Genomic DNA, 25,141 nt, shown 5'->3' with positions numbered 1-25,141 from the left:
CCTTTTCTATAATTGTTTTAATTTAACCTGCTCCATTGTATAAGCTTCTATAATATCTCCTTCTTTAATATCATTAAATTTTTCAATACTTAATCCACATTCATATCCTGCCGCTACTTCTTTTACATCATCTTTAAATCTTTTTAATGAAGCTAAAGTAGATTCAAAAATTACTATACCATCTCTAATTATTCTTACATTACTATTTCTTGTAATTTTACCATCAATTACATAGCAACCTGCAATAGTACCAACATTAGAAATTTTATAGATAACTCTAACTTCTGCTTTCCCAAGAATTACCTCTTTATACTCAGGGTCTAACATTCCCATCATGGCAGCCTTCACATCATCAATAGCATTATATATTATTCTATAAGTTTTAATATCTACATTTTCTTTTTCTGCTAATGCACTAGCATTTACATCTGGTCTAACATTAAACCCAATAATTATGGCATTTGAAGCAGCAGCTAATATTACATCTGTTTCGGTTATAGCTCCAACAGCTCCATGAATTACTCTTATTTTAATATTATCTGTAGAGAGCTTTTCTAAAGATTGTTTAATAGCTTCTATAGAACCTTGCACGTCAGCTTTAACTATTATATCTAATTCTTTTATTTTTCCTTCTTTCATTTGATTATATAAATCTTCTAAAGAAACTTTATGTGTAGATTGTAAATGTTCAGTTCTTTGTTTCTCTTTTCTTTTTTCTGCCATATCACGTGCAGTTTTTTCATCTTTTGTCACATTAAATTTATCTCCTGCAATAGGAACTTCAGAAAGACCAAGTACTTCTACTGGTATTGATGGACCAGCTGATTTTATTTTCTTACCTTTATCATCAAACATAGCTCTTATTCTTCCGTAAGTTGTTCCTACAAGTATTGAATCTCCAACATGTAAAGTACCATTTTGCACCAAAAGAGTAGCAACTGGACCTCTTCCTTTATCTAATTTTGCTTCTATAACAGTTCCTTTTGCGTTTCTTTTAGGATTACCCTTTAGTTCTTGCATTTCAGCTGTTAAAATAACCATTTCTAATAAATTTTCAATTCCTTCTTTTGTATGAGCTGATACAGGAACACATATAGTATCTCCGCCCCAATCTTCAGGAATTAACCCATATTCAGTTAGCTCTTGTTTAACTTTATCAGGGTTTGCAGACGCTCTATCTATCTTATTAATAGCTACTATAATTGGTACATTTGCAGCCTTACAATGATTAATAGCTTCAACAGTTTGAGGCATTATACCATCATCTGCTGCTACAACTAAGATAACTATATCTGTAATTTGAGCACCTCTAGCTCTCATAGCAGTAAATGCTTCGTGCCCAGGGGTATCTAAAAAAGTTATTTTTTCATTATTTATAGTTACGGTATATGCACCTATATGCTGAGTAATTCCTCCAGCTTCTGTTTCTGTTACTCTTGATTTCCTTATAGCATCTAATAATGAAGTTTTCCCATGATCTACATGGCCCATTACTGTAACTATAGGAGGTCTTTTTTCATTATCTTTATCATCTTCTAAACTTTCATCATCATCATTATCTATTTTAATTAAAGGTTCTTCTTTTTTTATAAGAGTTACATTAAATTTTTCAGCTACTTTTAAAGCAGTATTGAAATCTATTTCTTGATTTATAGCTGCCATTACCCCTGTAAATATTAATTGTTTTATAACCTCAGTAGAAGGTTTTTTTAATTTTTCTGATAATTCTTTTACTGTAATAGTATCTCCAATTTCTATAACTTTGTTTCCCTCATCATCTATTACATTATTTAAACTTGTATTTAGAATATTATCATTTGTTTTTTTCTTGTTTTTCTTTACTTTAATTTTTTCTTCCACTAATTCTTCATATTTTTCTAAGACATCATCATTTTTTTTGTTTTCGGATTTTTTGCTTTCTTCAATTAATTCTTTTATTAATTCAGCATCTTCTTGTTCTATAACACTCATATGATTCTTAACTTTTATATTAAATTCTTCTGAAAGTAAATTTATTAAATCTTTACTAGAAATTTCTAACTCTTTAGCTAATTCGTATACTCTTAATTTTGACAATATATACACCCCCGGTATTTTAACCTTTATTTATTATTTTGAGTAATTTATCACTCATATTTTTATCAGTTACGCCTAATATGTTGATTTCTTTTCTGCCTAGTATATTACCTAATTCCTCTTTAGAATATCTTTGTATATAATTAATATTAAATTTGTTACAATAATTAATAAACTTATTTTTTGTATTTTCAGAGCAATCATTTGATATAATTATAAAATGTAAAATATCTTTTTTTATTGCATCTTCGCATTTATTATAACCTTCTATTAATTTACCAGCTTTTTTTATTAAACCTAAGAATTGAAGAAAATCATTTTTCATTAATAATCTCTTCCTTTAATTTGTTATATATTTCTTCGCTTACTTTTACTTCTAAATTTTTTTCCAATCTTTTTGTTTTAAAAGCTTTAGTAAGACATTCTATATTATCACAAATATATGCTCCTCTTCCTGGCTTTTTCCCAGTTAAATCTATAGATACTTCACCTTCTTTATTTCGTACAATTCTTATTAATTCTTTTTTAGGTTTCATTTCCATACATCCTGTACACATTCTTTGAGGTACTTTTTTTATTTTCATAAATTTTCACCTACCTCCAAAACTTGTGATTTGCTTTTTATATCAATTTTCCATCCTGTAAGTTTTGCTGCTAATCGTACATTTTGACCCTCTTTGCCTATTGCTAAAGATAATTGATTGTCATCTACTACAACTTTAGCAGATTTATTTTCTTCATCTAAAGATACATCCAATACTTTAGCAGGGCTTAAAGCATTCGCTATATATTCTTCTGGCAGCTTACTCCATTTTATAATATCTATCTTTTCATTTTTTAATTCATTTACAATATTCTGAACTCTTATTCCTTTAGGACCGACACAAGCTCCCATAGCATCAACATTTTCATCATTTGAGTAAACTGCAATTTTAGTTCTTGATCCTGCTTCTCTAGATATACTTTTTATTTCAACTATTCCATTAAATATTTCTGGTACTTCTAATTCAAAAAGTCTTTTTACTAATCCTGGATGAGTTCTTGAAACAATAACTTGAGCACCTTTGGTAGTATTTTTTACCTCTACAATATATAATTTTATTTTATCATTGAAATTGTACTCTTCTCCTGGCATTTGTTCATTAGGTCCAAGAATTGCTTCTATTTTTCCTAAGCTAACAAATACATTTCCTTTATCTTTTCTTATAACAGTACCAGTTATAATATCATATTCTTTTTCTATAAATTCATTATAAATAATATTTCTTTCTGCTTCTTTTATTCTTTGAATAACAACTTGTTTTGCTGCTTGTGCTGCAACTCTTCCAAATTTTCTAGGAGTAACTTCAATATCTACTATATCTCCAATTTGTAATCTTGGATTTATTTTTTTAGCATCCTCTAATGATATTTGTTCTATTTCATTTTCACAATTTTCAACTACTTGTTTTTGAGAATAAACATGTGTTTCTCCATTCTCTTTATTAATTGTTACTTTAACATTTTGAGTACTTCCAGTTGTATAATTCTTTTTATATGCTGCAACTAAGGCGTCTTCAAGAGTATCAAATATTAAATCTTCGCTTATGCCCTTTTCTTTTACTATTTCTTTTAAAGCTTCTATAAATTCTTCATTCATTTATCTTTTAGCCTCCTTATAAATCCCCTTTTAAACTTATTAATTTTATTTTATCTCTCGGTATAATAATATCAATTCCATCATTACTAATAATAATTTCATTTGAATTGAAATTTTTTAATATACCTTCAAATCGCTTTTTACCATTATAAATCTTTGATAATTTAACATCTACAAGGTTATTTATATATTTTTTTAAATGAGCATCATTATAAAGTATTCTATTTATACCAGGTGAAGATACTTCTAAATAGTATGACTCTTTTATAGGATCTGCAGCATCAAGAATATCACTTACTGGTCTACTTACTTTTTCACAATCATTTAAAGAAATTCCATTAGGACTATCTATATATATTCTCAAATAATTTTCACCAAATTCTTTTACATATTCTAAATGATATAATTCATAATTTTGTTCTTCAACAATAGGTTTAACTAATTTTAATATTTTTTCCATAAGTAATTCATTATTCACTTCAATCCCTCCTTACATATATGTTTTACAATAATTTTAAAGTATATTACTTTTATACAGATAATTTAATTTTTATATTATTTTTATTTTGAAATAAAACGCAACAAAAGTTGCGTTTTAAAAATAGAAAAAGCGGGTTTTTAGACCCACTTATTTCGCAAAATTTATCTGTAAATATTATCTAAATTTATTCTAACATAATAAAAAATTTATTTCAAGGGAAAATTCTTTTATTTAAGAAAGAATAATTTAAGAAGAATAATTTAATAATTTTAAAAATATATAAGTATTATATATAAATACTTATATATTTTTCATATTTTCAACTTCTTTAATTAATTCTTCTACAAGATTTTCTTCTTTTACTTTTTTTATTATTTTACCTTTACTAAATATAAGACCTTCTCCATTCCCTCCTGCTATTCCTATATCAGCTTCTTTAGCTTCTCCAGGCCCATTAACAGCACATCCCATTATTGCAATTTTTAAATTTATATTTTTATTGGATAATTTTTCTTCTACTTCTTTTGCTATTTTAATTAAATCTATTTGAGTTCTTCCACATGTAGGACAAGAAATAAACTCTATTCCTTCTTTTAAATATCCTATAGATTTTAAAATTTCTTTTCCTACTTTTATTTCTTCTGCAGGATCTCCTGTAAGAGAAACTCTAATAGTATCTCCTATCCCTTCACATAACAAAGTTCCTATTCCTATACTAGATTTTATTGTTCCTCTCCATAAAGTTCCAGATTCTGTTACTCCTAAATGTAAAGGATAATCAATTTTTTGTGATATAATTCTATAACTTTCTATCATTTGCATTACATTTGAAGATTTAATAGATATTACAATGTCATAAAAATTTAAACTTTCAAGGATATTTACATGCCTTAAAGCACTTTCTACTAAAGCCTCTGGGCATACTTTCCCATATTTTTTTAAAATATCTTTTTCAAGAGAACCTGAGTTTACACCTATTCTAATAGGTATACCTTTATTTTTACATGCATTAGCAACAGCTTCAATCCTATCTTGGTTCCCAATATTTCCAGGATTTATTCTTAAAGCAGATACTCCATTTTCAATAGAAAGAAGAGCTAGACGATAATCAAAATGTATGTCTGCTACAAGAGGAATATGTATTTGAGAACAAATTGTCTTTAAAGCTTGTGCTGATTCTATATCGGGAACAGCACATCTTATTATATCACATCCTAATTTTTCTAATTTTAAAATTTGTGATACTGTAGATTTTATATCTTTAGTATCTGTATTGGTCATAGATTGAACAGCAATTGGAGAATTTCCTCCTATAAATATATTGCCTACTTTTATTTTTCTAGTCTTTCGTCTTTCCATTTTTATCTCCTTAAATTAATTCAAATTTATTGGATGAAGTATATCTTTGATAAGAACAACTATCATTAAAGCCATAAGTATAACAAAACCTATGTAATTTATAACTCCAACTTTATTATCATCAATTTTTTTTCTAGTTATGATTTCGAATAATAATAAAAATATCCATCCACCATCTAATGCTGGAAAAGGTATTATATTAAATATAGCTAATTGCACACTAATAAATGCAGCAAAAGTTATTAAAGGAACAATTCCTGCTTCTGCAACTTTAGTAGAAACTCTAATAATTGAAATAGGTCCGCCAAAGTCATCTGCACTTGCTTTCCCGGTAAATAATGATTTAAATGCTCCAAAAACTTGTTTTATTATGGTAATGGTTTGATTAACCCCATATTCTAAAGATTTGAATATTCCTGGATTTTCAAGTAAAGTTGGATAAATCCCTAATACAAATTTATTTTGATTTTCATCTTTTACAGGAGTAACATTTATAATTTTTATTTCATTATTTCGTTCTATTCCAATATTTACACTTTCTCCTTTTGACATATACATTTCTGATGAAAAATCTTCCCAATTTCTTATTTTTTTATTATTTATACTTATTATTTTGTCATTCTCTTTAATTCCAGAATAATATGCAGGAAGATTTTGATCCACTTTACTTACTACTGGAATAAAAAAACCTTTTATAGAACCTACAATAGCAAAAATCAAAATAGCAAAAATAAAATTCATTAATGGACCAGCCGCAATTATACTTAATCTTCTACCTGGAGATTTGCTTGAAAAAGATCTTTCATCTAAGCTTTTTTCTTCTTCACCTAGCATCTTTACATAACCGCCTATTGGTAAAGCCTTTATTAAATATTCAGTTTCTTTCCCTTTAATTCCTAAAATTTTAGGGCCCATTCCTATAGAAAACTCTTCTACTTTAACACCATTTAATTTAGCAAGAATAAAATGTCCAAGTTCATGTATAATTATAAGAACACTAAATACTAAAATAGCACCCAATATATAAATAAAATTCATTAATAATATACCTCCATTTATGTATTATACATTTTATAAATATATTCTTTTATATTTTTATCCATAATTAATATATCTTCAACTGTAAAATTATTTATATTAGGAAATTTATTAAGACAATCTTCAACAATATCACCAATTTGTAAAAATTTAATTTTATTTTTTAAAAATAAATTTACTGAAGCTTCATTAGCACTATTTAATATAGCAGGCATTATTCCTCCAGTTATGCCGGCTTCAAATGCTAATTTTAAACATTTAAAAGTATTTAAATCGGGCTTTTCAAAAGTTAAATTTCCTATATTATAAAAATTTAAAGGTTCAACTAATCTAGTAGTTCTTTTAGGATAATTTAATGCATATTGTATCGGAAGTCTCATGTCTGTACTTCCTAATTGAGCTATAACACTTCCATCAATATATTCTACCATTGAATGTATAATACTTTGAGGATGTATAACCACTTCAATGTCTTTGTAATCTATGTCAAATAACCAATGTGCCTCAATAACTTCTAATCCTTTATTCATAAGTGTAGATGAATCTATTGATATTTTTTTACCCATATTCCATTTAGGGTGTTTAAGTGCTTCTTCACAAGAAACATTAACTAATTCTTCTGTTTTTTTGCCTCTAAAAGGGCCTCCTGAAGCTGTTAATAATATTTTGTTTATGTAATCTTTTTTATTACTTTGAATACATTGAAAAATAGCACTATGTTCAGAATCAACTGGTAATATATTAATATTATGTTTTAAAGCTGCCTCTTTGATAAGATTACCACCAACTACCAATGTTTCTTTATTTGCTAAAGCTATATTTTTCCCTGCCTTTATTGCATTTAAAGTAGGTATTAGACCAATCATGCCAACAATAGACGTAACTACTGTATCAATTTCTTTAAGCGTTGATATTATATTTAAGCCCTCCATGCCATAAAAAATTTCTAATTTTTTATTTTTAATTTTACAATATTCTTTTACTTTATTATATGTAATCTTATCTGTTATACAAATATACTTAGGCATAAATTCGTTTATTATATCTACAATTTTATCAAAATTTGTATTTGCAGAAATTCCAATTAATGAAAATTCATCCTTTTGTTCCCTTATAACATCTAAAGTTTGAGAACCTATAGAGCCAGTTGCTCCTAAAATACTTATATATTTCAACTTTAGTTTCCTCCTAATAAAACATTATTAAAAATATAATAATTTTTAGTATAAAAGAATATAAGATATTACTATATTATATGTCCAATTCTTAAACTTTATTTAAAATAAATGTTAAATAATAATAAATAATAACTGAAGCAAAAAGTATACTATCAAATCTATCTAAAATTCCTCCATGTCCTGGTATTAAATTACTATAATCTTTTATATTGACATATCTTTTTATAGATGAGGCTACTAAATCACCTAACTGGCAAAATATACCGCATAGAATTCCAATTATTATATAATTATATACAGATATATTTATCCCTAAATTATAAATAATTATTCCAAATATTATACATATAACAATGCTTCCTATAAGTCCACCAATAGATCCTTCTATGGTTTTATTAGGACTTATTTGAGGGCATATTTTATTTTTCCCAAAGTATTTTCCGACGTAGTAAGCAGCTGTATCACATGTCCAAGAAGATAAAAATACAAGCCATATTAAATAATTACCATTATTTTTTTCATATATTAATATAATAAAACTAAAAAACACAGCTATATATAAAAATCCAAATACAGTTACAGCAATATCTATAAAATTATATTTATTATTTATTATAGATATGCACATCATAACAAACATAAAAAATATTAATAGTAAAAAAATATATTTAAAATTAATATTTTTATTTAAAAAAATATAATATATAATACAAAATGTATATCCTAAATAATTTAAACAATTTATATCTTTTTTCTTAGAAACATTATAAAATTCATGCATACCTATCAATGATATTATCATTAAAAAATATTTGAGATATATACCTCCAAGAAATAAAAAAATTAATAAAGGTGATAATAATATAGCTCCAACATATCTTTTATTCATAATTATCTTATTTTACTCCTCCAAATCTTCTATCTCTTCTTTGATAATCTAAAATAGCCTCGTGAAGATGCTCTTTTTTAAAATCAGGCCATTTTACATCTGATATCCAAAATTCTGAATAAGCACATTGCCATAATAAAAAATTACTTAATCTTTGCTCGCCACTAGTTCTAATGATTATATCCGGATCTGGCATACCTGAAGTATATAAATACTTAGAAAATATATTTTCACATATTTCTTCTTCTTTTAATTTATTATTTTTTAAATCTTTATACATTTGTTTAAAAGCATTTATTATTTCATTTCTTCCACCATAATTTAATGCCAAATTTAATATCAATCCAGTATTATTTTTAGTTACTTCATAAGCATGCATTAATTCTTTTTGACAAATTAGTGGAAGTTTTGAAATATCTCCTATAGAATTTATCACAACATTATTAGAATTAAGTTCTTGAATCTCTTTACTTAAATATTCTACTAATAATTTCATAAGTGTAGAAACTTCTTCTTTAGGTCTTTTCCAATTTTCTGTTGAAAAAGCATAAAGTGTTAAATAATTAATTTTTAGTTTACTACACTCTTTAACTATTTCTCTAATAGTTTCTACACCAGCTTTATGTCCTGCAGATCTTGGAAGCTTTCTTTCTTTCGCCCATCTACCATTTCCATCCATAATAATTGCTATATGTCTAGGTATTTTTTCAGTATCTATTTCGAAGTAATTTTTTTTATCTTTATTTATATGTAAATTAAAAAGTTTCCACACGCAAATTCTCCCCATTCATAAATTTCTCATTTTTAAAATTTATTGAACTAAAAACCTGCATAATTGCAGGTTTTTAATATGATTTAAATAGACATAATTTCTTTCTCTTTTAGTTCAATAATTTTATCAATTTCTTTAATATAATTATCAGTTTTCTTTTGAATGTCTTCTTCTGCTTTTTTCATTTCATCTTCGGAAATTTCATTATTCTTTTTTAAAACTTTAATTTTATCATTTGCTTCTCTTCTTATAGAACGAATTGCTACTTTACTTTCTTCTCCACTTTTTTTTACTGTTTTAACTAAAGCTCTTCTAGTTTCTTCAGTAAGTTCTGGAATTATAAGTCTAATAATAGATCCATCATTTGATGGATTTAAACCTAAATCAGACTTTAATATAGCTTTTTCTATATTTTTAAGCATACTTTTTTCCCATGGTTGAATCACTATTATTCGAGGCTCAGGTGCAGAAATATTTGCAACTTGATTTATAGGAACCATACTTCCATAATAATCTACCTCTACTTTATCTAACATTGTTGGATTTGCTCTTCCAGCTTTCATTGAAGCTAATTCTTTTTTTAATATCTGAATAGTTTTATTCATTTTTTCTTCGGAATTATGAATAATTTCTTTAATCATAGAATTACCTCCTTGTTTACTTTTAATGTTATTAGGGCTATTTAATATTATTGCTTTAGTTTTATTTGTAACTACATTATTTAGACACAATAGTACCAATTTTTTCTCCTAAAACAGCTTTTTTTATATTTCCAGGCTTATTAAGACCAAATACAATTATAGGTATATTATTATCCATACATAAAGATGTAGCAGTAGAATCCATTACTTGAAGTCCTTGTTCTAATACTTCAATATAAGTAAGTTTATCATATTTTTCAGCATCTTTGTATACATTTGGATCTTTATCATAAACTCCATCAACTTTTTTAGCAAGTAATATAGCATTTGCTTCTATTTCTGCAGCTCTTAAAGCTGCAGTTGTATCTGTAGAAAAATATGGATTCCCTGTACCTGCTGCAAATATAACTACTCTTCCTTTTTCTAAATGTCTCATAGCTCTTCGACGTATAAAAGGTTCTGCTATTTCTTTCATTTCTATAGCAGTTTGAACTCTAGTATTTACCCCCATATTTTCAAGAGAATCCTGTAATGCTAGTGCATTAATACATGTTGCTAACATTCCCATATAATCAGCAGTAGTTCTATCCATTCCTTTGCCGCTTCTTCCTCTCCAAATATTTCCACCTCCAACTACTACACCTATTTCAATTTCAAGATCAACAAGTTCTTTTATTTCTTCTGCTATTCTTTGAACAACATTAAAATCAATCCCAAACCCATTTTCTCCTGATAACGCTTCTCCTGAAAGTTTAAGTATTATTCTTTTGTAATTAATTGGTTCCATATATATTATACCTCCAAAATAATAAAAATTATATATAAAGTATATATTTTAAAATATAATTATCTTAAAAAAAGAGAACACAAGGTGTTCTCTTTTTAACTTATCCCTGTTTCATTTGTTTACGAACTTCTTCGGCAAAGTTCTCTTCTTTCTTTTCAATTCCTTCGCCTTTTTCGTATCTAACAAATCTTGTAACAGATATTGGTGATCCTACTTCTTTAGATTTTTCTTGAATATATTTCTTTATTGTATAGTCACTGTTTTTTATCCAAATTTGCTCTAATAAACAATTTTCTTTATAATACTTTTGAATTCTTCCTTCTACCATTTTTTCAGCAATATTTTCTGGTTTACCTTCATTTAAAGCTTGCACCTTATAAATTTCTCTTTCCTTTTGAAGTGTAGTTTCATCTACATCATCTTTACTTAAAAACAATGGATTAGCGGCTGCTATTTGCATTGCAATATCTTTTGCTACATCAAAAACAACTTCACTTTCTTTTTCGCAAGCTACTTCAACTAAAACTCCAATTCTTCCACCACCATGTATATAACTATGAATAACACCGTTTTTTATTGAAAACTTTTGGAATCTTCTAACTGTCATGTTTTCTCCTAATTTAGCAATTAAAGCAGTAAGAGCTTCCTTAATTGTTATATTTGGATCTTCTATGTACTTTTCTGCTATAAATGTTTCAATATCATTAGAAGAAGTTAAAGATGCTTGTTTAGCTATATTTTTAGCGAATGTTATAAATTCATTATTTGCTGCAACAAAATCTGTTTCACAATTAACTTCAATAATAGCTCCAGATTTTTTATCTTCACTAACGTACGTTTCTACTATACCTTCTGATGCTGTTCTTCCAGCTTTTTTAGCAGCTGCAGCCAACCCTCTTTCTCTTAAAATTTCAATTGCTTTTTCCAAATCTCCATTAGATTCATTTAACGCCTTCTTGCATTCCATCATTCCAGCACCGGTTCTTTCTCTAAGCTCTTTAACCATTTGTGCAGTAATCATAATAAATTCCTCCTATGTATAAATATTAGTTGTAAAAGGTAAATGAAATTTTTCATCTATCTTTTACAACTCTTATTAAAGTTAATAGTAAGTCTATTCAGCTAATTGCTCTCCTTGTCTTCCTTCAATAATAGCATCAGCAATTTTGGCAGTAATTAATTTTACAGCTCTAATAGCATCATCATTACCTGGTATTACATAATCAACTTCATCTGGATCACAATTAGTATCTACAATTGCAACTACAGGTATCCCTAATATTTTTGCTTCTAAAATTGCATTTTTTTCTTTTCTTGGATCAACTACGAATAAAGCACCTATATTATTGCTATCCATATTTTTAATTCCACCAAGATTTTTTTCTAACTTTTCTTTTTCACTTCTTAATTTTATAACCTCTTTTTTAGGAAGAACATCAAATGTTCCATCTTCTTCCATCGTATTTAATTCTTCCAATCTTTTAATTCTAGTCTTAATTGTTCTAAAATTAGTGAGCATTCCGCCTAACCATCTGTTAGTAACAAAGTGCATACCGCTTCTTATAGCTTCTTCCTGTATAGCTTCTTGTGCTTGTTTTTTTGTTCCAACAAATAATATATCTTTTCCTTCCGCTGATACAGTTTTTATAAAATCATAAGCTTCTTCTATTTTTTTTACAGTTTTTTGTAAATCAATAATATAAATCCCATTTCTTTCTGTAAAAATATATGGAGCCATTTTAGGATTCCATCTTCTTGTTTGATGTCCAAAATGAACACCTGCTTCTAATAATTGTTTCATTGAAATAACTGACATTATATTTTACCTCCTTGGTTTTTCCTCCATTATCGTCATACTTATAAACAACCTAATTGGCACCAATTTATAAGTTGGATAATGTGTGTATTTATTCCTTATGTAGTATATCATATGGTTTAATAGTATTCAATAATATAAATTAAATTTTTAATAATTTAATTTATATTATTTATATTTAGTGTAATTTCTGTAATCATTATAAAATATTTTTATCAACGTATCTTTTTTAATTCATCTAACAATTTATCATTTAATATTTTAATATGAGTTCCTTTCATTCCTAATGATCTAGATTCAATTACACCAGCACTTTCAAATTTTCTTAACGCATTAACTATAACAGATCTTGTAATTCCAACTTTATCAGCAATTTTAGATGCTACGAGCAACCCTTCGTTTCCTTCTAGTTCATTAAATATATGCTCTACAGCTTCAAGTTCAGAATAAGATAAGGTTCCAATAGCTAATTGTACAACTGCTTTTTTTCTAGCTTCTTCTTCTATTTCTTCATTTTTTGATCTTAAAATTTCAAGTCCTATAATTGTAGCACTATATTCAGCAAGAACTAAATCATCATCTGTAAAATTATTATCAAATCTAGCAAGTAAAAGAGTTCCTAATCTTTCTCTATTACCATTTATAGGTACAATAGTAGAAAGCTTATTATTTATAGTACAATTTTTTTCTTCATCAAAAACACAAATTCCTTCATTAGTAAGATTTGCTAAAGTTTCATGAATATTTAGTAATTTATTATTATAATTTTCTGGAAATCTCATTTCATTAATTATTTTATTTTGTACTATATCACATTCAAAATTTTCTCCAAAGTTATACCCTAGAATTTTACCTTTTCTACTTATAATATAGACATTACATGCTAAAACATCACTTAATAATTTACAAATATCATCAAAAACAACAGGTTCAGTACCAGACTTTTGTAGTATTTTATTAAGCATACGAGTTTTATTTAATAAAGATGACATTACTATTTTCCTCCTTAATTTTATATAAATAGCCTTATAAAGTATATATATTATTTCCTAGTAGTTATTATATAGTTAGATTTTTTTAAAAATTTAGAATTGTTTTTATGCCTTTATAAATGATATCATAACATATATAACTTTTCAACATTCTTTTTATATAATTCGACATATTAATAACATTGTATTTATTTGTCACCTTTATATATTTTATTTTTACAATTTTCGTTCATACATTCAAAAATCGTGCCCTTACTTTTTGAGTACTTTTTTACCATCATACTACCGCAATTAGGGCATTTATCATTTACAGGTTCAAACCAACTTACAAAATTACAAGAAGGATAATTGCTACATCCAAAGAATTTCTTGCCTTTTTTGCTTTTTTTTATTAAAATATTCCCTCCGCATTTTGGGCATTTAACATCTAATTGTTCTACTATAGGTTTAGTATTTTTACATTCAGGATACCCAGGACATGCTAAAAAATCACCAAATCTACCATGTTTTATTACCATATTTCTTCCACACTTATCACATTTTACATCGCTTACTTTATCTTCTATAGTTATTTTAGATATTTCTTTTTCTGCAATTTCTACAGATTTTTTTATAGGTTTAAAAAATTCATCTACAACTGCAATCCAACTTTCTTTTCCCTCTTCTATATTATCTAATTTACTTTCCATTGCTGCTGTAAATTCCACATCAACAATTTCTTTAAAATAATGACTTAACATACTATTTACTATTGTTCCCAATTCAGTTGGAATTAAAGTTTTTTTATTTCTTTCAATATATTTTCTATCTAGAAGAGTAGAGATAATAGGAGCATATGTGCTAGGTCTTCCTATTCCATTTTCTTCTAATGTTTTTACAAGCGATGCTTCCGAAAATCTCGGTAAAGGCTGTGTAAAATGCTGAACTCCATTTATTGAAATTTTACTTAAAATTTCTCCTTCTGAAAGTTCAGGAATATTGATAGCTTCTTCTTCTTCTTGAGATAAATATTCATATAATTTCATAAAGCCTTCAAATTTAATACTAGATCCATGAGCTTTAAAAGTATATTCACCATTTATTATATCTATAGATATAGTATTCAATATACATGAAGACATTTGACTTGCCATAAATCTATTCCAAATAAGTTTATATAATTTGTATTGTTCATCTTTTAAACTTTCTTTTACTATATCTGGAGTTAATTCTATATATGTTGGTCTTATAGCTTCATGTGCATCTTGAATATTTTTCTTTCCTTTAAAAATTCTTGGATTACTTGGTATATAATCTGCACCATAAGTATTTGATATAAAGTCTCTAGCTGATTTTTGTGCTTCACTTGAAACTCTTACTGAATCTGTTCTCATATAAGTTATTAAGCCTAAAGTCCCATGCCCTTTTATATCAATTCCTTCATAAAGCTGTTGAGCAATTGACATAGTTTTTTTAGTAGTATAATTTAATTTTTTATATGCATCTTGTTGAAGCGTACTTGTAGTAAATGGAGGAAGTGGATTTTTATTTTTTTGTGATTTTTTTATTTTGCTTACAATAAATTCTCCATTTTCAAGCTGTGAAATAATTTTATTACTTTCTTCTTCAGAATTAATTTCAATTTTATCATTATTTTTAGATAATAATTTTACTATAAAAGTTTTTTTATCTCCATTTTTATGTAATTTACATTCTATAGACCAATATTCTTTAGGTACAAATTCTTTAATTTCTTTTTCTCTATCGCAAATTAATTTAAGCGCTACGGATTGTACTCTGCCAGCGCTAAGTCCCCATTTTATCTTTTTCCACAGTACAGGACTTATTTCATAACCTACCAATCTGTCTAATATTCTTCTTGCTTGCTGTGCATTAACTAAATTAGAGTTTATAGTTCTTGGTGCTTTTATTGCATTCTTTACTGCATTTTTTGTAATTTCATTAAATTCAATTCTACATTTTTCAGCTTGATCTATATTTAATATTTGAGCTAAATGCCATGAAATAGCTTCTCCTTCTCTATCAGGGTCAGTAGCCAAATAAATTTTTTCACTTTTTTTAGCAACTTTCTTAAGTTTATCTAAAAGTTCACCTTTCCCTCTAATAGTTATATATTTAGGAGTATACTGATTTTCTATATCTACACCAAGCTGGCTTTTAGGAAGATCCCTTACATGTCCCATTGAAGCTTCTACTATATAATTTTTCCCTAGATATTTTCCAATGGTTTTAGCCTTAGCAGGTGATTCAACAATTACTAATTTTTGACCCATAATGCTCCTGATTTTCATTATTATAAATATAAATAATTTAAATCAGGATATTCACCCCCTTATGCTTATATATGAAATTAAATTTTGTGTAAAAACTATTATTTATTAATATACAATAAATTATTTACTTTAACAAATTATATTTAAAGTTAAATATTTTGCTGATTTTTTACATAATAACTTCCTGCTAAACATATTATCTCCTCTTTTAGTTGCAATTCAAATAATACCTCATATAAATGATTAATGTCAATATCAGTTATTTTAAGTATATCATCAATATGTATAGGTTCATCACTTAAAACTGAACATATTTTTTCTTGTTCTTTAGTAAATTTTTGTATTTTTTTCTTTTTTGTAGATTTATAATCAATATTTAAAATTCTAAATACATCCTCTATACATGTAACAGGATAAGCTCCATCTCTTATCAATTTGTTACATCCTTTACTTTGTTCTGAAAATATAGAACCTGGTACAGCCATTACATCTTTACCTTGTTCTAATGCCATACTGGCAGTAATTAAAGAACCACTTTTTATACCAGCTTCTACTATTATAACAATATCACTTAGTCCACTAATTATCCTATTTCTTATAGGAAAATTTATAGAAAGAGGTGGTGTCCCTGGCAAATATTCAGATATTAAACAACCAGAATAAGCTATTTGATTATATAATTCTTTATTTTCTTTTGGATAAATAATGTCTAACCCGCATCCTAAAATAGCACAAGTATAACCTTTGTTGTTTATGCAAGTATTTTGAGCACAACTATCTATCCCTCTTGCCATTCCACTTATTATATTTATATTATTTTTTGTAAGTTCACAAGATAATATTTTAGTGACATTTAACCCATAATTAGTAGAATTCCTTGAACCTACTATAGAAACATTATATTCTTCATTTAACCTGCTTATATCCCCTTTATAAAATAATGTAGTTGGAGCATTTTCAATTTCTTTAAGTTTATTGGGATATAAAATATCATTATAATGTACCATTTTAATGTTATTACTATTAATAATGTTTTTTATATCTTTTATAAGATTATTATTCCAACTATTTTTAATTTTATCTAACTTACAATTTTCCCATATGTTTTCGGTATTTTTATATTCTTTAATAAGGTCTAATTTGATTTTATTTGATAACTTAAGAGTAGAAAACCAAATATCATAATCTGTCATTTTACTTAACTCCTTAAACTATATTTTCATCTAAAAATTTTCTATATTGAATTGCTTCAATAACGTCGCTATCTTTTATATATTCGCTATCATTTAAATCTGCAATTGTACGTGAAAGTTTAAGTATTCTACTATAGGCTCTATTACTTAAATGATATTTATCATAAATTTTTTCTAATAAGCTATTACTTTTCGTACTTAATTTACAATATTTTTTTATTAATCGTTGATTCATTTCAGAATTACAATATATATTATCTTCTTTAAATCTATTTTTTTGTATTTCTCTTGCAGCTTCTACTCTTTTTCTTATAGTTTGGGAATTTTCTGTTTTTTTATTTTCATTTATTTCTTTATAACTTAAAGATGAAACAAATGTAAAAATATCTATGCGATCTATAATTGGTCCAGAAAGCTTATGTAAATATTTTTTTCTTTCATATTCAGTGCAAACACATTGTTTTATATTGCTCCCATAAAATCCACATGGGCATGGATTCAATGCAGCAACTAACATAAAATTAGCTGGATAAGTCACACTACCTATAGAACGAGATATAGTAATTTTTCTATCTTCTAAAGGTTGCCTTAACACTTCAAGTACACTTTTTTTAAATTCCAATAATTCATCTAAAAATAATACTCCATTATGTGCTAAGGATATTTCACCTGGAGTAATATTACGACCTCCTCCAACCAGAGCTACAGTTGAACTTGTATGATGTGGATTCCTAAAAGGTCTATTCCTTATTAATATTTCTTCTTTTAAATTTCCAGATACACTATATATTTTTGTTACTTCCAATGCTTCATCATAACTTAATTTAGGTAAAATAGAAGGTATTCTATTAGCAATCATACTTTTACCAGATCCAGGGGGACCAAATAATAATATATTATGCCCACCTGCTGCAGCTATTTCTATAGCTCTTTTACAACTTTCTTGTCCAAGTACCTCTTCAAAATCATAATTATAAATAGTTTCTGTATCTATACTGATTTCATCAGATTTATAAGGTAACATATCATTATTCTCTAAAAATGCTGCTACTTGATTTAAATTTTCAAACGAATATATGTTTGAATTTTTTACTATACAACATTCTTTTTCATTTGCTGAAGGAATTATAAAATTTACAATGTTATTTTTAATTCCTTCAATAACTATAGGTAATGCACCTTTAATTTTTTTTAATTCTCCAGATAATGATAATTCGCCCAAAATCAAATAATTATTTAAATTATTTGATTTTATTTGGTTAGTAGCTAATAATATTCCAATAGCTATTGGAAGGTCAAATTGAGAACCTTCCTTTTTTAAGTCTGCAGGAGCCAAGTTAATTGTGATTCTATTAATTGGAAATTCAAATCCAGAATTTATAATTGCAGCGCGTACCCTTTCCTTTGATTCTTTTACAGAAATATCTGCTAACCCTACAATATTAAAAGATGGTAATCCATTAGAAATATCTATTTCTACAGAAACAATAAATCCCTCTATTCCATAAAAAGTTGCAGTAGTTACGTGAATAGCCATAATATCACCTCTAAAAATAAATTATTGACAATAAGAGGTATTTATATAACTAATTTTTAATATATATTTTTATTTTGTAAATTATATATATTCATTAAATATGGATATAATTATTTATATAAAAATTTGGGAAAGAGTGATATATTTTGAAAAGATTAAATAAAGAAGTTGGATTCTTAGGAGAAGAAATTGCAGTTAAATATTTAAAAAAATATGGATATGTTATACTTGAAAGAAACTTTAATTGTAAAATAGGAGAAATAGATATAATAGGTAAGGATAAAGACTATATTGTATTTATAGAAGTTAAAACAAGGTATAGTAATATATATGGAAGTCCTGGAGAAGCTGTAACTCATTCAAAACAATATAAAATATATAAAATTGCACAATATTATATTATGAATAAAAAATTTTATAAATTTAATTTTAGATTCGATGTTATAGAAATTATGTTAAATAATAAAAATAATAAATATTCAATTAAATTAATTAAAAATGCATTTCAGATATAAGTACACTAAGTAATACTAGATGTACTTATATCTGAAAGTATATTTTTCAAAAAAGATTTTCTATGTATTTTACATATTCCATATTCTTTAATAGCTTTAATATGTTCTCTTGTGCCATATCCCGAATTTAGATCAAATCCATATTGAGGATATAATTTTGCATATTTTTTCATTAAATTATCTCTATATACTTTAGCAATTATGGATGCACAAGCAATACTGGCACTTTTTTCATCACCTTTTATAGCATAATCATTTTCTATATTAATATCTTTAATTCTATATCCATCAGAAATAACAAAATTAGGTTTTATATTTAATCCATTAACAGCCATTTTAAATACCATGTTATTGCACCATGTAATACCATTAGTATCTATTGATACATTATCTAATAAAGATATGTTATAACATATAGCTTTATTTTTTATTATAGAAGAAAGTTCTTCTCTATCTTTAGAAGATAATTTTTTTGAATCTTTAATTCCTAATATTAAATCATTATCATTCATTATTTCTAAATTTAATATTACTGCTGCAGCTACAATAGGACCAGCCAAAGGTCCTCTTCCTACTTCATCTACACCAGCAATATATTTAGATTTTAAATATTTTATATCAAAAGAGTACATTTTTTTTACTCTTTGCAATTCTTTATTTCTTATTTCTATTGATTTTAGAATTTTAAATGCCAGATTTTGTACATTTTTTCTATTATCTTTTTTCAAAACATTCGCTATATTACTAAGAACTTCCTCTTTTTCATTAAAAGAAGATAAATTTTGTTCTAATTCTTCTAAATACGATTTTATATTTAAATAACTCATATTCGAGAAGTTGTTAATTTCTTTATTAAATTCATTTAAAATTTTCATAAATTTTCTCCATAATATTATTAAATTAAGGTCTTTCTAAAGATATAGGACCCAATTTTCCACCTCTAAATTCATCTAATAATAAAATAGATACTCTGTTATAATCTATTTTGCCTCCAGATAATATAGTTCCTCTTTTACGTGCAATAGAATTTATATTTAAAACAGGATCATTGGTTAGTTCTTCAAGTTTATATCTTTGTATTAATCTATCAGGATAAAATTTTTGGAGTCGTTCAATTAATTTTAAAGCTAATTCTTCAATATCCATAATTTCATCTTTTATAGCACCTGTAAATGCTAAATTAAGCGCTACTTCATCATCCTCAAATTTAGGCCATAATATTCCTGGTGTATCCATAAGTTCAATTCCTAATTTAGTTTTTATCCATTGTTTGCTTTTTGTGATACCTGGTTTATCTCCAATTTTGGCTATGCTATTTTGTGCCATTCTATTTATAAAAGAAGATTTACCTACATTAGGTATGCCTACTACCATAGCTCGTGTTTTAATATTAACCATTCCTTTGGCTTTCATTTTATCATGTTTTTCTTTTAAGAGCTCATTAATCATAGGTTTTATATTATTAATTCCTAATCCAGTTAAACTATTGATTGATACAGCTCTCATATTATTATTTGAAAGTTTTTTTATCCATTGATTAGTTATTGTGCTTTCACTTAAATCACTTTTATTTAATAATATAATTCTAGGTTTATTCCCACAAATGTCATCAATTTCAGGATTACTACTAGATTTAACTATTCTTGCATCTCTTATTTCTATTACTATATCTACAAATTTTATATTTTCTTTTAATTCTCTCTTTGTTTTGGCCATATGTCCTGGAAACCAATTTATAGGCATATTTATCTAATCCTTCCTATTCTATTAAATGGATATATTCTAAATGAGGCTTTCCCTACTATAAGTTTATTATTAACAAAACCTACGTCTGGATAGCGGCTATCTCTACTATAATTTCTATTATCCCCTAAAACGAAAAATGTATTTTCAGGAACAACAACTTCATTATAAGAACCATTTATAAATTTTTCATTTAAATAAGGTTCATATACTTCTACTTCATTTACATATAGTTTATTGTTTTCAATTTTAACTTTATCACCAGCAACAGCAACAATTCTTTTTATAAATTTTTCTCTTGTATCAGAAGGATATTTAAAAACAATTATATCTCCTTTTTTAGGCTTACTAAAATAATAAGAAACCTTTTGAACAATAAGTCTATCTTTATGATTTAATGTTGGAAACATAGATTGGCCATCTACACTCACAGTTTCAAAAACAAAAGTAATTATAAGTATAGCTGCAATTATAGCTATTATGATAGATTTAATTAATTCTATTAAGCTTTTCAACAATGTTTACACCTTCTCATAAGTAAAAAAGGGCTTAGAAGCCCAATTTTTATATTATTTCTTTTACTTTTGCAGCTTTACCAACTCTATCTCTTAAATAGAATAGTTTAGCTCTTCTTACTTTACCTCTTCTTACAACTTCAATTTTTGCTATACTAGGAGAATTAACAGGGAATGTTCTTTCAACACCTACACCATAAGAAACTCTTCTTACTGTAAATGTTTCTCTAATTCCTCCGTTTTGTCTTTTGAGAACAATGCCTTCAAAAATTTGAATTCTTTCTCTGTTACCTTCTTTAACTCTAACATGAACTTTAACTGTATCACCTACATTAAACTGAGGTAAATCAGTTCTAATTTGTTCTGATTCTATAGCTTTAATAATATCTAACATTGTGCATTCCCTCCTTACATTTTTTTGACGTTCTTGACCGTTAACTTGTCAGAGGAACGCCCGTACTAGCACAAATACAAATTGTATTTTATCATATAAATTATGTATATGCAATATATAATTAGTCTTTTAATATTTTTTTATCTTCTTCAGATAATTTTATTTTATTAAAAAGATCTATTCGTTTTTCTTTAGTAATTTTAAGAGACTGCATTCTTCTCCATTTTTCTATATTTTTATGGTGGCCTGATAATAAAATTTTAGGTACACAATCTCCTTCAAAACATTCAGGTCTAGTATATTGAGGGTATTCTAGAAGGCCATTGTAAAAAGATTCATTAATATAACTTTCATTATTTGATAATACTCCAGGAACTAATCTGCATATACTATCAATTATAGGAATACAGGCCATTTCACCACCTGTAAGTATAAAATCACCAAGTGAAATCTCATCATCTATATATTTATAAACTCTTTCATCAATTCCTTCGTAGTGACCACATAAAAAAATTATTTCTGAATTTGAAGAAAGCTCTTTAGCTATATTTTGATTAAAAGTTCTTCCTCTAGGTCCTAAAAATACGACCTTACCTTTGTTTATAAGTTTTGTAGCTCTTATAGAATCTATAATTGGCTGTGGAGACATAATCATACCAGGACCTCCACCATAAGGATAATCATCTACTTTTTTATGCTTATCTTTAGAATAATCCCTTATATTTACAGTATTTATTTGAATTATATTATTTTTTATTGCTCTTCCTATTATACTAAATTTAAAAATATCAAACATTTCAGGGAAAATAGTTAATATATGTATTCTCATTGCCACTCCTCTAATGGTTTTATTATAATTTTATTTTCAATTATGTTAATATCTAATATTATATTTTTTAATGCTGGTACTAATATTTCCTTTTTACCTTTTACCCAATAAACATCATTACTACCTGTTTTAATCACATCATAAACTTCACCCAATTCAATATTATTTTTATCGAATACCTTACAACCTATTATATCAGCTATAAAATATTCTCCTTCTGAAAGTTCTACCGCTTCATTACGACTTACTTCAATATACTTATTTTTATATTTTTCCGCTTCTTCAATACTATCTATTCCTTCTATTTTTAATATTACTTTATTACTTTGAATTTTGCACCAAATTATATTTTTACATACACCATCAATGTATGCTGTTTTTACTTTTCTAAATCTTTTTATATCATCAGTTAAAGGATAGACTTTTACTTCACCTTTTATTCCATGTGTATTTATTATTTGACCTATTGCTAAAAATTCCTTCAATTTTTATCACCTTCTTATTATATATAATATATTACACTAATATTTCAAAAAAATTAATATATTATAGTCAAAAAAATAAAATAAGAGTTAGGCAGTACCTAACCCCTTATATAATTTCTACAACAACTCTCTTGTTTTCTTTAATGGCTGCTGCTTTAACAACAGTTCTGATAGCTTTTGCTATTCTTCCCTGTTTACCTATTATCTTTCCCATATCTTCTGGTGCAACTTTAAGTTCAAGTATTATGGACTGCTCTCCTGAAATTTCATTAACTTGAACGGCTTCTGGGTTATCAACTAATGATTTAGCTATAATTTCAACCAATTCTTTCATAGGTTACACCCCCAGTATTTACTTTGAAAGTTTTTCACTTATTCCAGATCTGTCGAAAAGTTTTTTTACTATATCTGATGGTTGAGCACCATTATTAATCCACTTATTAGCCTTTTCTTCATCTATTTTTATAGTAGCTGGCTCAGTGGTTGGATTATAGTATCCTATTTCTTCGATAAATCTTCCATCTCTTGGAGATCTTGAATCAGCAACAACAACTCTATAAAATGGAGCTTTTTTTGCACCCATTCTTCTTAATCTTATTCTTACAGCCATTTTTTCACCTCCTTTAAAAATATTAATGCATAAATGGCATTTTCCCAAATATTCCTCTTTTAAATCCTTTTTGCATATTTTTTGTTTGTTTCATAACTTTTTTCATCATTTCAAATTCTTTTAAAAATTTATTAATTTCTTGAATAGTTGTTCCAGAACCTTGAGAAATTCTTTTTTTCCTAGATGGAGAATTATTCACTAATGAAGGATTTATCCTTTCTTTTTTTGTCATAGATTTAATTATGGCTTCACGCCTTTTCATTTCTTTTTCTCCTTGACTTAAATCTATATTTTGAAGTTCTTTCGAATTTGCTCCTGGTATCATTTCTAATATTTTATTTAAAGGGCCTAATTTTTTCATTTGATCCATAAGTGCTAAATAATCATCTAAGTTAAAATCTTGATTTAACATTTTAGCACCTAATTCTTTTGCTTGTTTTTCGTCTATAGCTGATTGAGCTTTTTCTATAAGAGATAAAACATCTCCCATTCCTAAAATTCTAGAAGCCATCCTATCAGGATAAAATACTTCTAAATCATTCATTTTTTCCCCTACACCTATAAACTTAATTGGTTTGCCACTTATCGCTTTTATTGAAAGTGCAGCACCACCCCTAGTATCTCCATCTAATTTTGTTAATATTACTCCACTTATATCTAATTGATCATTAAAACTTTTAGATACATTTACCGCGTCTTGTCCTGTCATAGAATCAACTACTAAAAGAATTTCATTTGGCTTGACATTTTCTTTAATAGTTTTAAGTTCTTTCATTAATCCTTCATCTATGTGTAATCTTCCTGCTGTATCTATTATTACAACATTCAAATTGTTATTTTTTGCATATTCTATAGATCCTTTTGCTATATCTACTGGGTTAACTTTATCTCCCATTGAAAATACAGGAACGTCTATTTGCTTACCTACAACTTGAAGCTGTTTTATTGCAGCTGGCCTATAAATATCACACGCTACCAATAAAGGTTTTTTATTTTTTTTCCTTAGTTGAAGTGCTAACTTCCCAGCCATAGTAGTCTTTCCTGCACCTTGAAGTCCTACAAGCATAATTACAGTTATAGAATTATTTGAATAATTTATACTACTTTCAGAACTTCCCATAAGAGAAGTCAATTCATCATTAACAATTTTTATAACTTGCTGACCAGGAGTTAAACTTTCTAATACTTCTTTTCCAAGACATTTTTCACTCACATTATTTATAAAATCTTTTACTACTTTATAATTGACATCAGCTTCAAGGAGTGCAAGTTTAACTTCCCTCATAGCTTCTTTTATATCTTTTTCATTAAGTTTTCCTTTTCCTTTTAGCTTCTTAATAGTTTCTTGAAGCTTAGAAGTTAACCCTTCAAAAGCCATA

General features: G+C 26.5%; 28 protein-coding genes. 1 reads left to right on the top strand and 27 read right to left on the bottom strand.

Annotation, left to right across the window (positions count from 1 at the left end; all coding sequences use genetic code 11):
- Positions 1-6: 6 nt before the first annotated feature.
- The 18 genes from infB to B5D11_RS03230 all read right to left on the bottom strand — a co-directional run bounded on the left by infB (position 7) and on the right by B5D11_RS03230 (position 18,671).
- Entirely contained in the window at positions 7-2,076 is a 2,070-nt protein-coding gene (gene infB / locus B5D11_RS03315; RefSeq protein WP_078681626.1) for a translation initiation factor IF-2, read from the bottom strand.
- A 19-nt stretch (positions 2,077-2,095) separates the two neighbouring features.
- Positions 2,096-2,401, bottom strand: coding sequence for a ribosomal L7Ae/L30e/S12e/Gadd45 family protein (locus tag B5D11_RS03310; protein ID WP_078681625.1), 306 nt, complete (start codon positions 2,399-2,401; stop codon positions 2,096-2,098).
- On the bottom strand, positions 2,391-2,660 hold the full coding sequence (locus B5D11_RS03305) for an RNase P modulator RnpM (RefSeq protein ID WP_078681624.1): 270 nt from the start codon (positions 2,658-2,660) through the stop codon (positions 2,391-2,393). The genes B5D11_RS03310 and B5D11_RS03305 overlap by 11 nt, the downstream gene beginning before the upstream one ends.
- Positions 2,657-3,715 carry a transcription termination factor NusA gene (gene nusA, locus B5D11_RS03300; protein ID WP_078681623.1) on the bottom strand — a complete coding sequence of 353 codons (1,059 nt, stop codon included), beginning with the start codon at positions 3,713-3,715 and terminating at the stop codon, positions 2,657-2,659. The genes B5D11_RS03305 and nusA overlap by 4 nt, the downstream gene beginning before the upstream one ends.
- 16 nt (positions 3,716-3,731) lie before the next feature.
- Positions 3,732-4,193, bottom strand: a complete 462-nt coding sequence (gene rimP, locus B5D11_RS03295; RefSeq protein WP_265936964.1) for a ribosome maturation factor RimP — start codon at positions 4,191-4,193, stop codon at positions 3,732-3,734.
- A 303-nt stretch (positions 4,194-4,496) separates the two neighbouring features.
- Positions 4,497-5,555 carry a flavodoxin-dependent (E)-4-hydroxy-3-methylbut-2-enyl-diphosphate synthase gene (gene ispG / locus B5D11_RS03290; RefSeq protein WP_078681622.1) on the bottom strand — a complete coding sequence of 353 codons (1,059 nt, stop codon included), beginning with the start codon at positions 5,553-5,555 and terminating at the stop codon, positions 4,497-4,499.
- A gap of 15 nt (positions 5,556-5,570) precedes the next feature.
- Complete coding sequence (gene rseP, locus B5D11_RS03285; RefSeq protein WP_180376944.1) at positions 5,571-6,593, bottom strand: RIP metalloprotease RseP; 1,023 nt, start codon at positions 6,591-6,593, stop codon at positions 5,571-5,573.
- A gap of 17 nt (positions 6,594-6,610) precedes the next feature.
- Positions 6,611-7,768: a 1-deoxy-D-xylulose-5-phosphate reductoisomerase gene (locus B5D11_RS03280; protein WP_078681621.1), complete on the bottom strand. Its 1,158-nt coding sequence runs from the start codon at positions 7,766-7,768 to the stop codon at positions 6,611-6,613.
- A 91-nt stretch (positions 7,769-7,859) separates the two neighbouring features.
- On the bottom strand, positions 7,860-8,660 hold the full coding sequence (locus B5D11_RS03275) for a phosphatidate cytidylyltransferase (RefSeq protein ID WP_078681620.1): 801 nt from the start codon (positions 8,658-8,660) through the stop codon (positions 7,860-7,862).
- A gap of 7 nt (positions 8,661-8,667) precedes the next feature.
- A complete protein-coding gene (locus tag B5D11_RS03270; protein WP_228201957.1) occupies positions 8,668-9,432 on the bottom strand; it encodes an isoprenyl transferase in 765 nt (254 codons plus the stop codon).
- An 83-nt stretch (positions 9,433-9,515) separates the two neighbouring features.
- On the bottom strand, positions 9,516-10,073 hold the full coding sequence (frr, locus tag B5D11_RS03265; RefSeq protein WP_078681744.1) for a ribosome recycling factor: 558 nt from the start codon (positions 10,071-10,073) through the stop codon (positions 9,516-9,518).
- 76 nt (positions 10,074-10,149) lie between these two features.
- Complete coding sequence (gene pyrH / locus B5D11_RS03260; protein ID WP_078681618.1) at positions 10,150-10,860, bottom strand: UMP kinase; 711 nt, start codon at positions 10,858-10,860, stop codon at positions 10,150-10,152.
- A gap of 100 nt (positions 10,861-10,960) precedes the next feature.
- Positions 10,961-11,881: a translation elongation factor Ts gene (gene tsf / locus B5D11_RS03255; RefSeq protein WP_078681617.1), complete on the bottom strand. Its 921-nt coding sequence runs from the start codon at positions 11,879-11,881 to the stop codon at positions 10,961-10,963.
- Positions 11,882-11,974: 93 nt separating this feature from the next.
- Positions 11,975-12,676, bottom strand: coding sequence for a 30S ribosomal protein S2 (gene rpsB, locus B5D11_RS03250; protein WP_078681616.1), 702 nt, complete (start codon positions 12,674-12,676; stop codon positions 11,975-11,977).
- A 215-nt stretch (positions 12,677-12,891) separates the two neighbouring features.
- On the bottom strand, positions 12,892-13,668 hold the full coding sequence (codY, locus tag B5D11_RS03245) for a GTP-sensing pleiotropic transcriptional regulator CodY (protein WP_078681615.1): 777 nt from the start codon (positions 13,666-13,668) through the stop codon (positions 12,892-12,894).
- A 188-nt stretch (positions 13,669-13,856) separates the two neighbouring features.
- Positions 13,857-15,941: a type I DNA topoisomerase gene (topA, locus tag B5D11_RS03240; protein WP_078681614.1), complete on the bottom strand. Its 2,085-nt coding sequence runs from the start codon at positions 15,939-15,941 to the stop codon at positions 13,857-13,859.
- Positions 15,942-16,090: 149 nt separating this feature from the next.
- A complete protein-coding gene (gene dprA / locus B5D11_RS03235; RefSeq protein ID WP_078681613.1) occupies positions 16,091-17,134 on the bottom strand; it encodes a DNA-processing protein DprA in 1,044 nt (347 codons plus the stop codon).
- Between the two features lie 13 nt (positions 17,135-17,147).
- Positions 17,148-18,671 carry a YifB family Mg chelatase-like AAA ATPase gene (locus B5D11_RS03230; protein WP_078681612.1) on the bottom strand — a complete coding sequence of 508 codons (1,524 nt, stop codon included), beginning with the start codon at positions 18,669-18,671 and terminating at the stop codon, positions 17,148-17,150.
- Between the two features lie 146 nt (positions 18,672-18,817).
- Between B5D11_RS03230 and B5D11_RS03225 the strand changes: the two genes are divergently transcribed.
- Positions 18,818-19,186 carry a YraN family protein gene (locus B5D11_RS03225; protein WP_078681611.1) on the top strand — a complete coding sequence of 123 codons (369 nt, stop codon included), beginning with the start codon at positions 18,818-18,820 and terminating at the stop codon, positions 19,184-19,186.
- A gap of 5 nt (positions 19,187-19,191) precedes the next feature.
- Here the strand turns inward: B5D11_RS03225 and B5D11_RS03220 are convergent, their stop codons facing one another.
- The 9 genes from B5D11_RS03220 to ffh form a co-directional block, all read right to left on the bottom strand.
- Positions 19,192-20,061, bottom strand: coding sequence for a ribonuclease HII (locus B5D11_RS03220; RefSeq protein WP_228201958.1), 870 nt, complete (start codon positions 20,059-20,061; stop codon positions 19,192-19,194).
- Positions 20,062-20,086: 25 nt separating this feature from the next.
- Positions 20,087-20,929: a ribosome biogenesis GTPase YlqF gene (gene ylqF / locus B5D11_RS03215; protein WP_078681610.1), complete on the bottom strand. Its 843-nt coding sequence runs from the start codon at positions 20,927-20,929 to the stop codon at positions 20,087-20,089.
- A gap of 2 nt (positions 20,930-20,931) precedes the next feature.
- The gene (gene lepB / locus B5D11_RS03210; protein WP_078681609.1) at positions 20,932-21,447 is read right to left on the bottom strand and encodes a signal peptidase I; all 516 of its coding nucleotides are present in this window, start codon (positions 21,445-21,447) and stop codon (positions 20,932-20,934) included.
- Between the two features lie 46 nt (positions 21,448-21,493).
- The gene (gene rplS, locus B5D11_RS03205) at positions 21,494-21,838 is read right to left on the bottom strand and encodes a 50S ribosomal protein L19 (RefSeq protein WP_078681608.1); all 345 of its coding nucleotides are present in this window, start codon (positions 21,836-21,838) and stop codon (positions 21,494-21,496) included.
- 121 nt (positions 21,839-21,959) lie between these two features.
- Positions 21,960-22,667, bottom strand: coding sequence for a tRNA (guanosine(37)-N1)-methyltransferase TrmD (gene trmD, locus B5D11_RS03200; protein ID WP_078681607.1), 708 nt, complete (start codon positions 22,665-22,667; stop codon positions 21,960-21,962).
- Positions 22,664-23,152 carry a ribosome maturation factor RimM gene (gene rimM, locus B5D11_RS03195; protein WP_078681606.1) on the bottom strand — a complete coding sequence of 163 codons (489 nt, stop codon included), beginning with the start codon at positions 23,150-23,152 and terminating at the stop codon, positions 22,664-22,666. The genes trmD and rimM overlap by 4 nt, the downstream gene beginning before the upstream one ends.
- A 106-nt stretch (positions 23,153-23,258) precedes the next feature.
- Entirely contained in the window at positions 23,259-23,486 is a 228-nt protein-coding gene (locus B5D11_RS03190) for a KH domain-containing protein (RefSeq protein ID WP_078681605.1), read from the bottom strand.
- Between the two features lie 18 nt (positions 23,487-23,504).
- Positions 23,505-23,762, bottom strand: a complete 258-nt coding sequence (gene rpsP / locus B5D11_RS03185) for a 30S ribosomal protein S16 (RefSeq protein ID WP_078681604.1) — start codon at positions 23,760-23,762, stop codon at positions 23,505-23,507.
- 22 nt (positions 23,763-23,784) lie between these two features.
- Positions 23,785-25,140 carry a signal recognition particle protein gene (gene ffh, locus B5D11_RS03180; RefSeq protein ID WP_078681603.1) on the bottom strand — a complete coding sequence of 452 codons (1,356 nt, stop codon included), beginning with the start codon at positions 25,138-25,140 and terminating at the stop codon, positions 23,785-23,787.
- Position 25,141 lies beyond the last annotated feature (1 nt).

This window comes from Clostridium sp. USBA 49 (genome assembly GCF_900167505.1).
GTDB classification, from domain to species: domain Bacteria; phylum Bacillota; class Clostridia; order Clostridiales; family Clostridiaceae; genus Clostridium_AT; species Clostridium_AT prolinivorans.
Note: the sequence above shows the minus strand (reverse complement) of the source record. Positions and strands in the feature narration are given on the sequence as shown.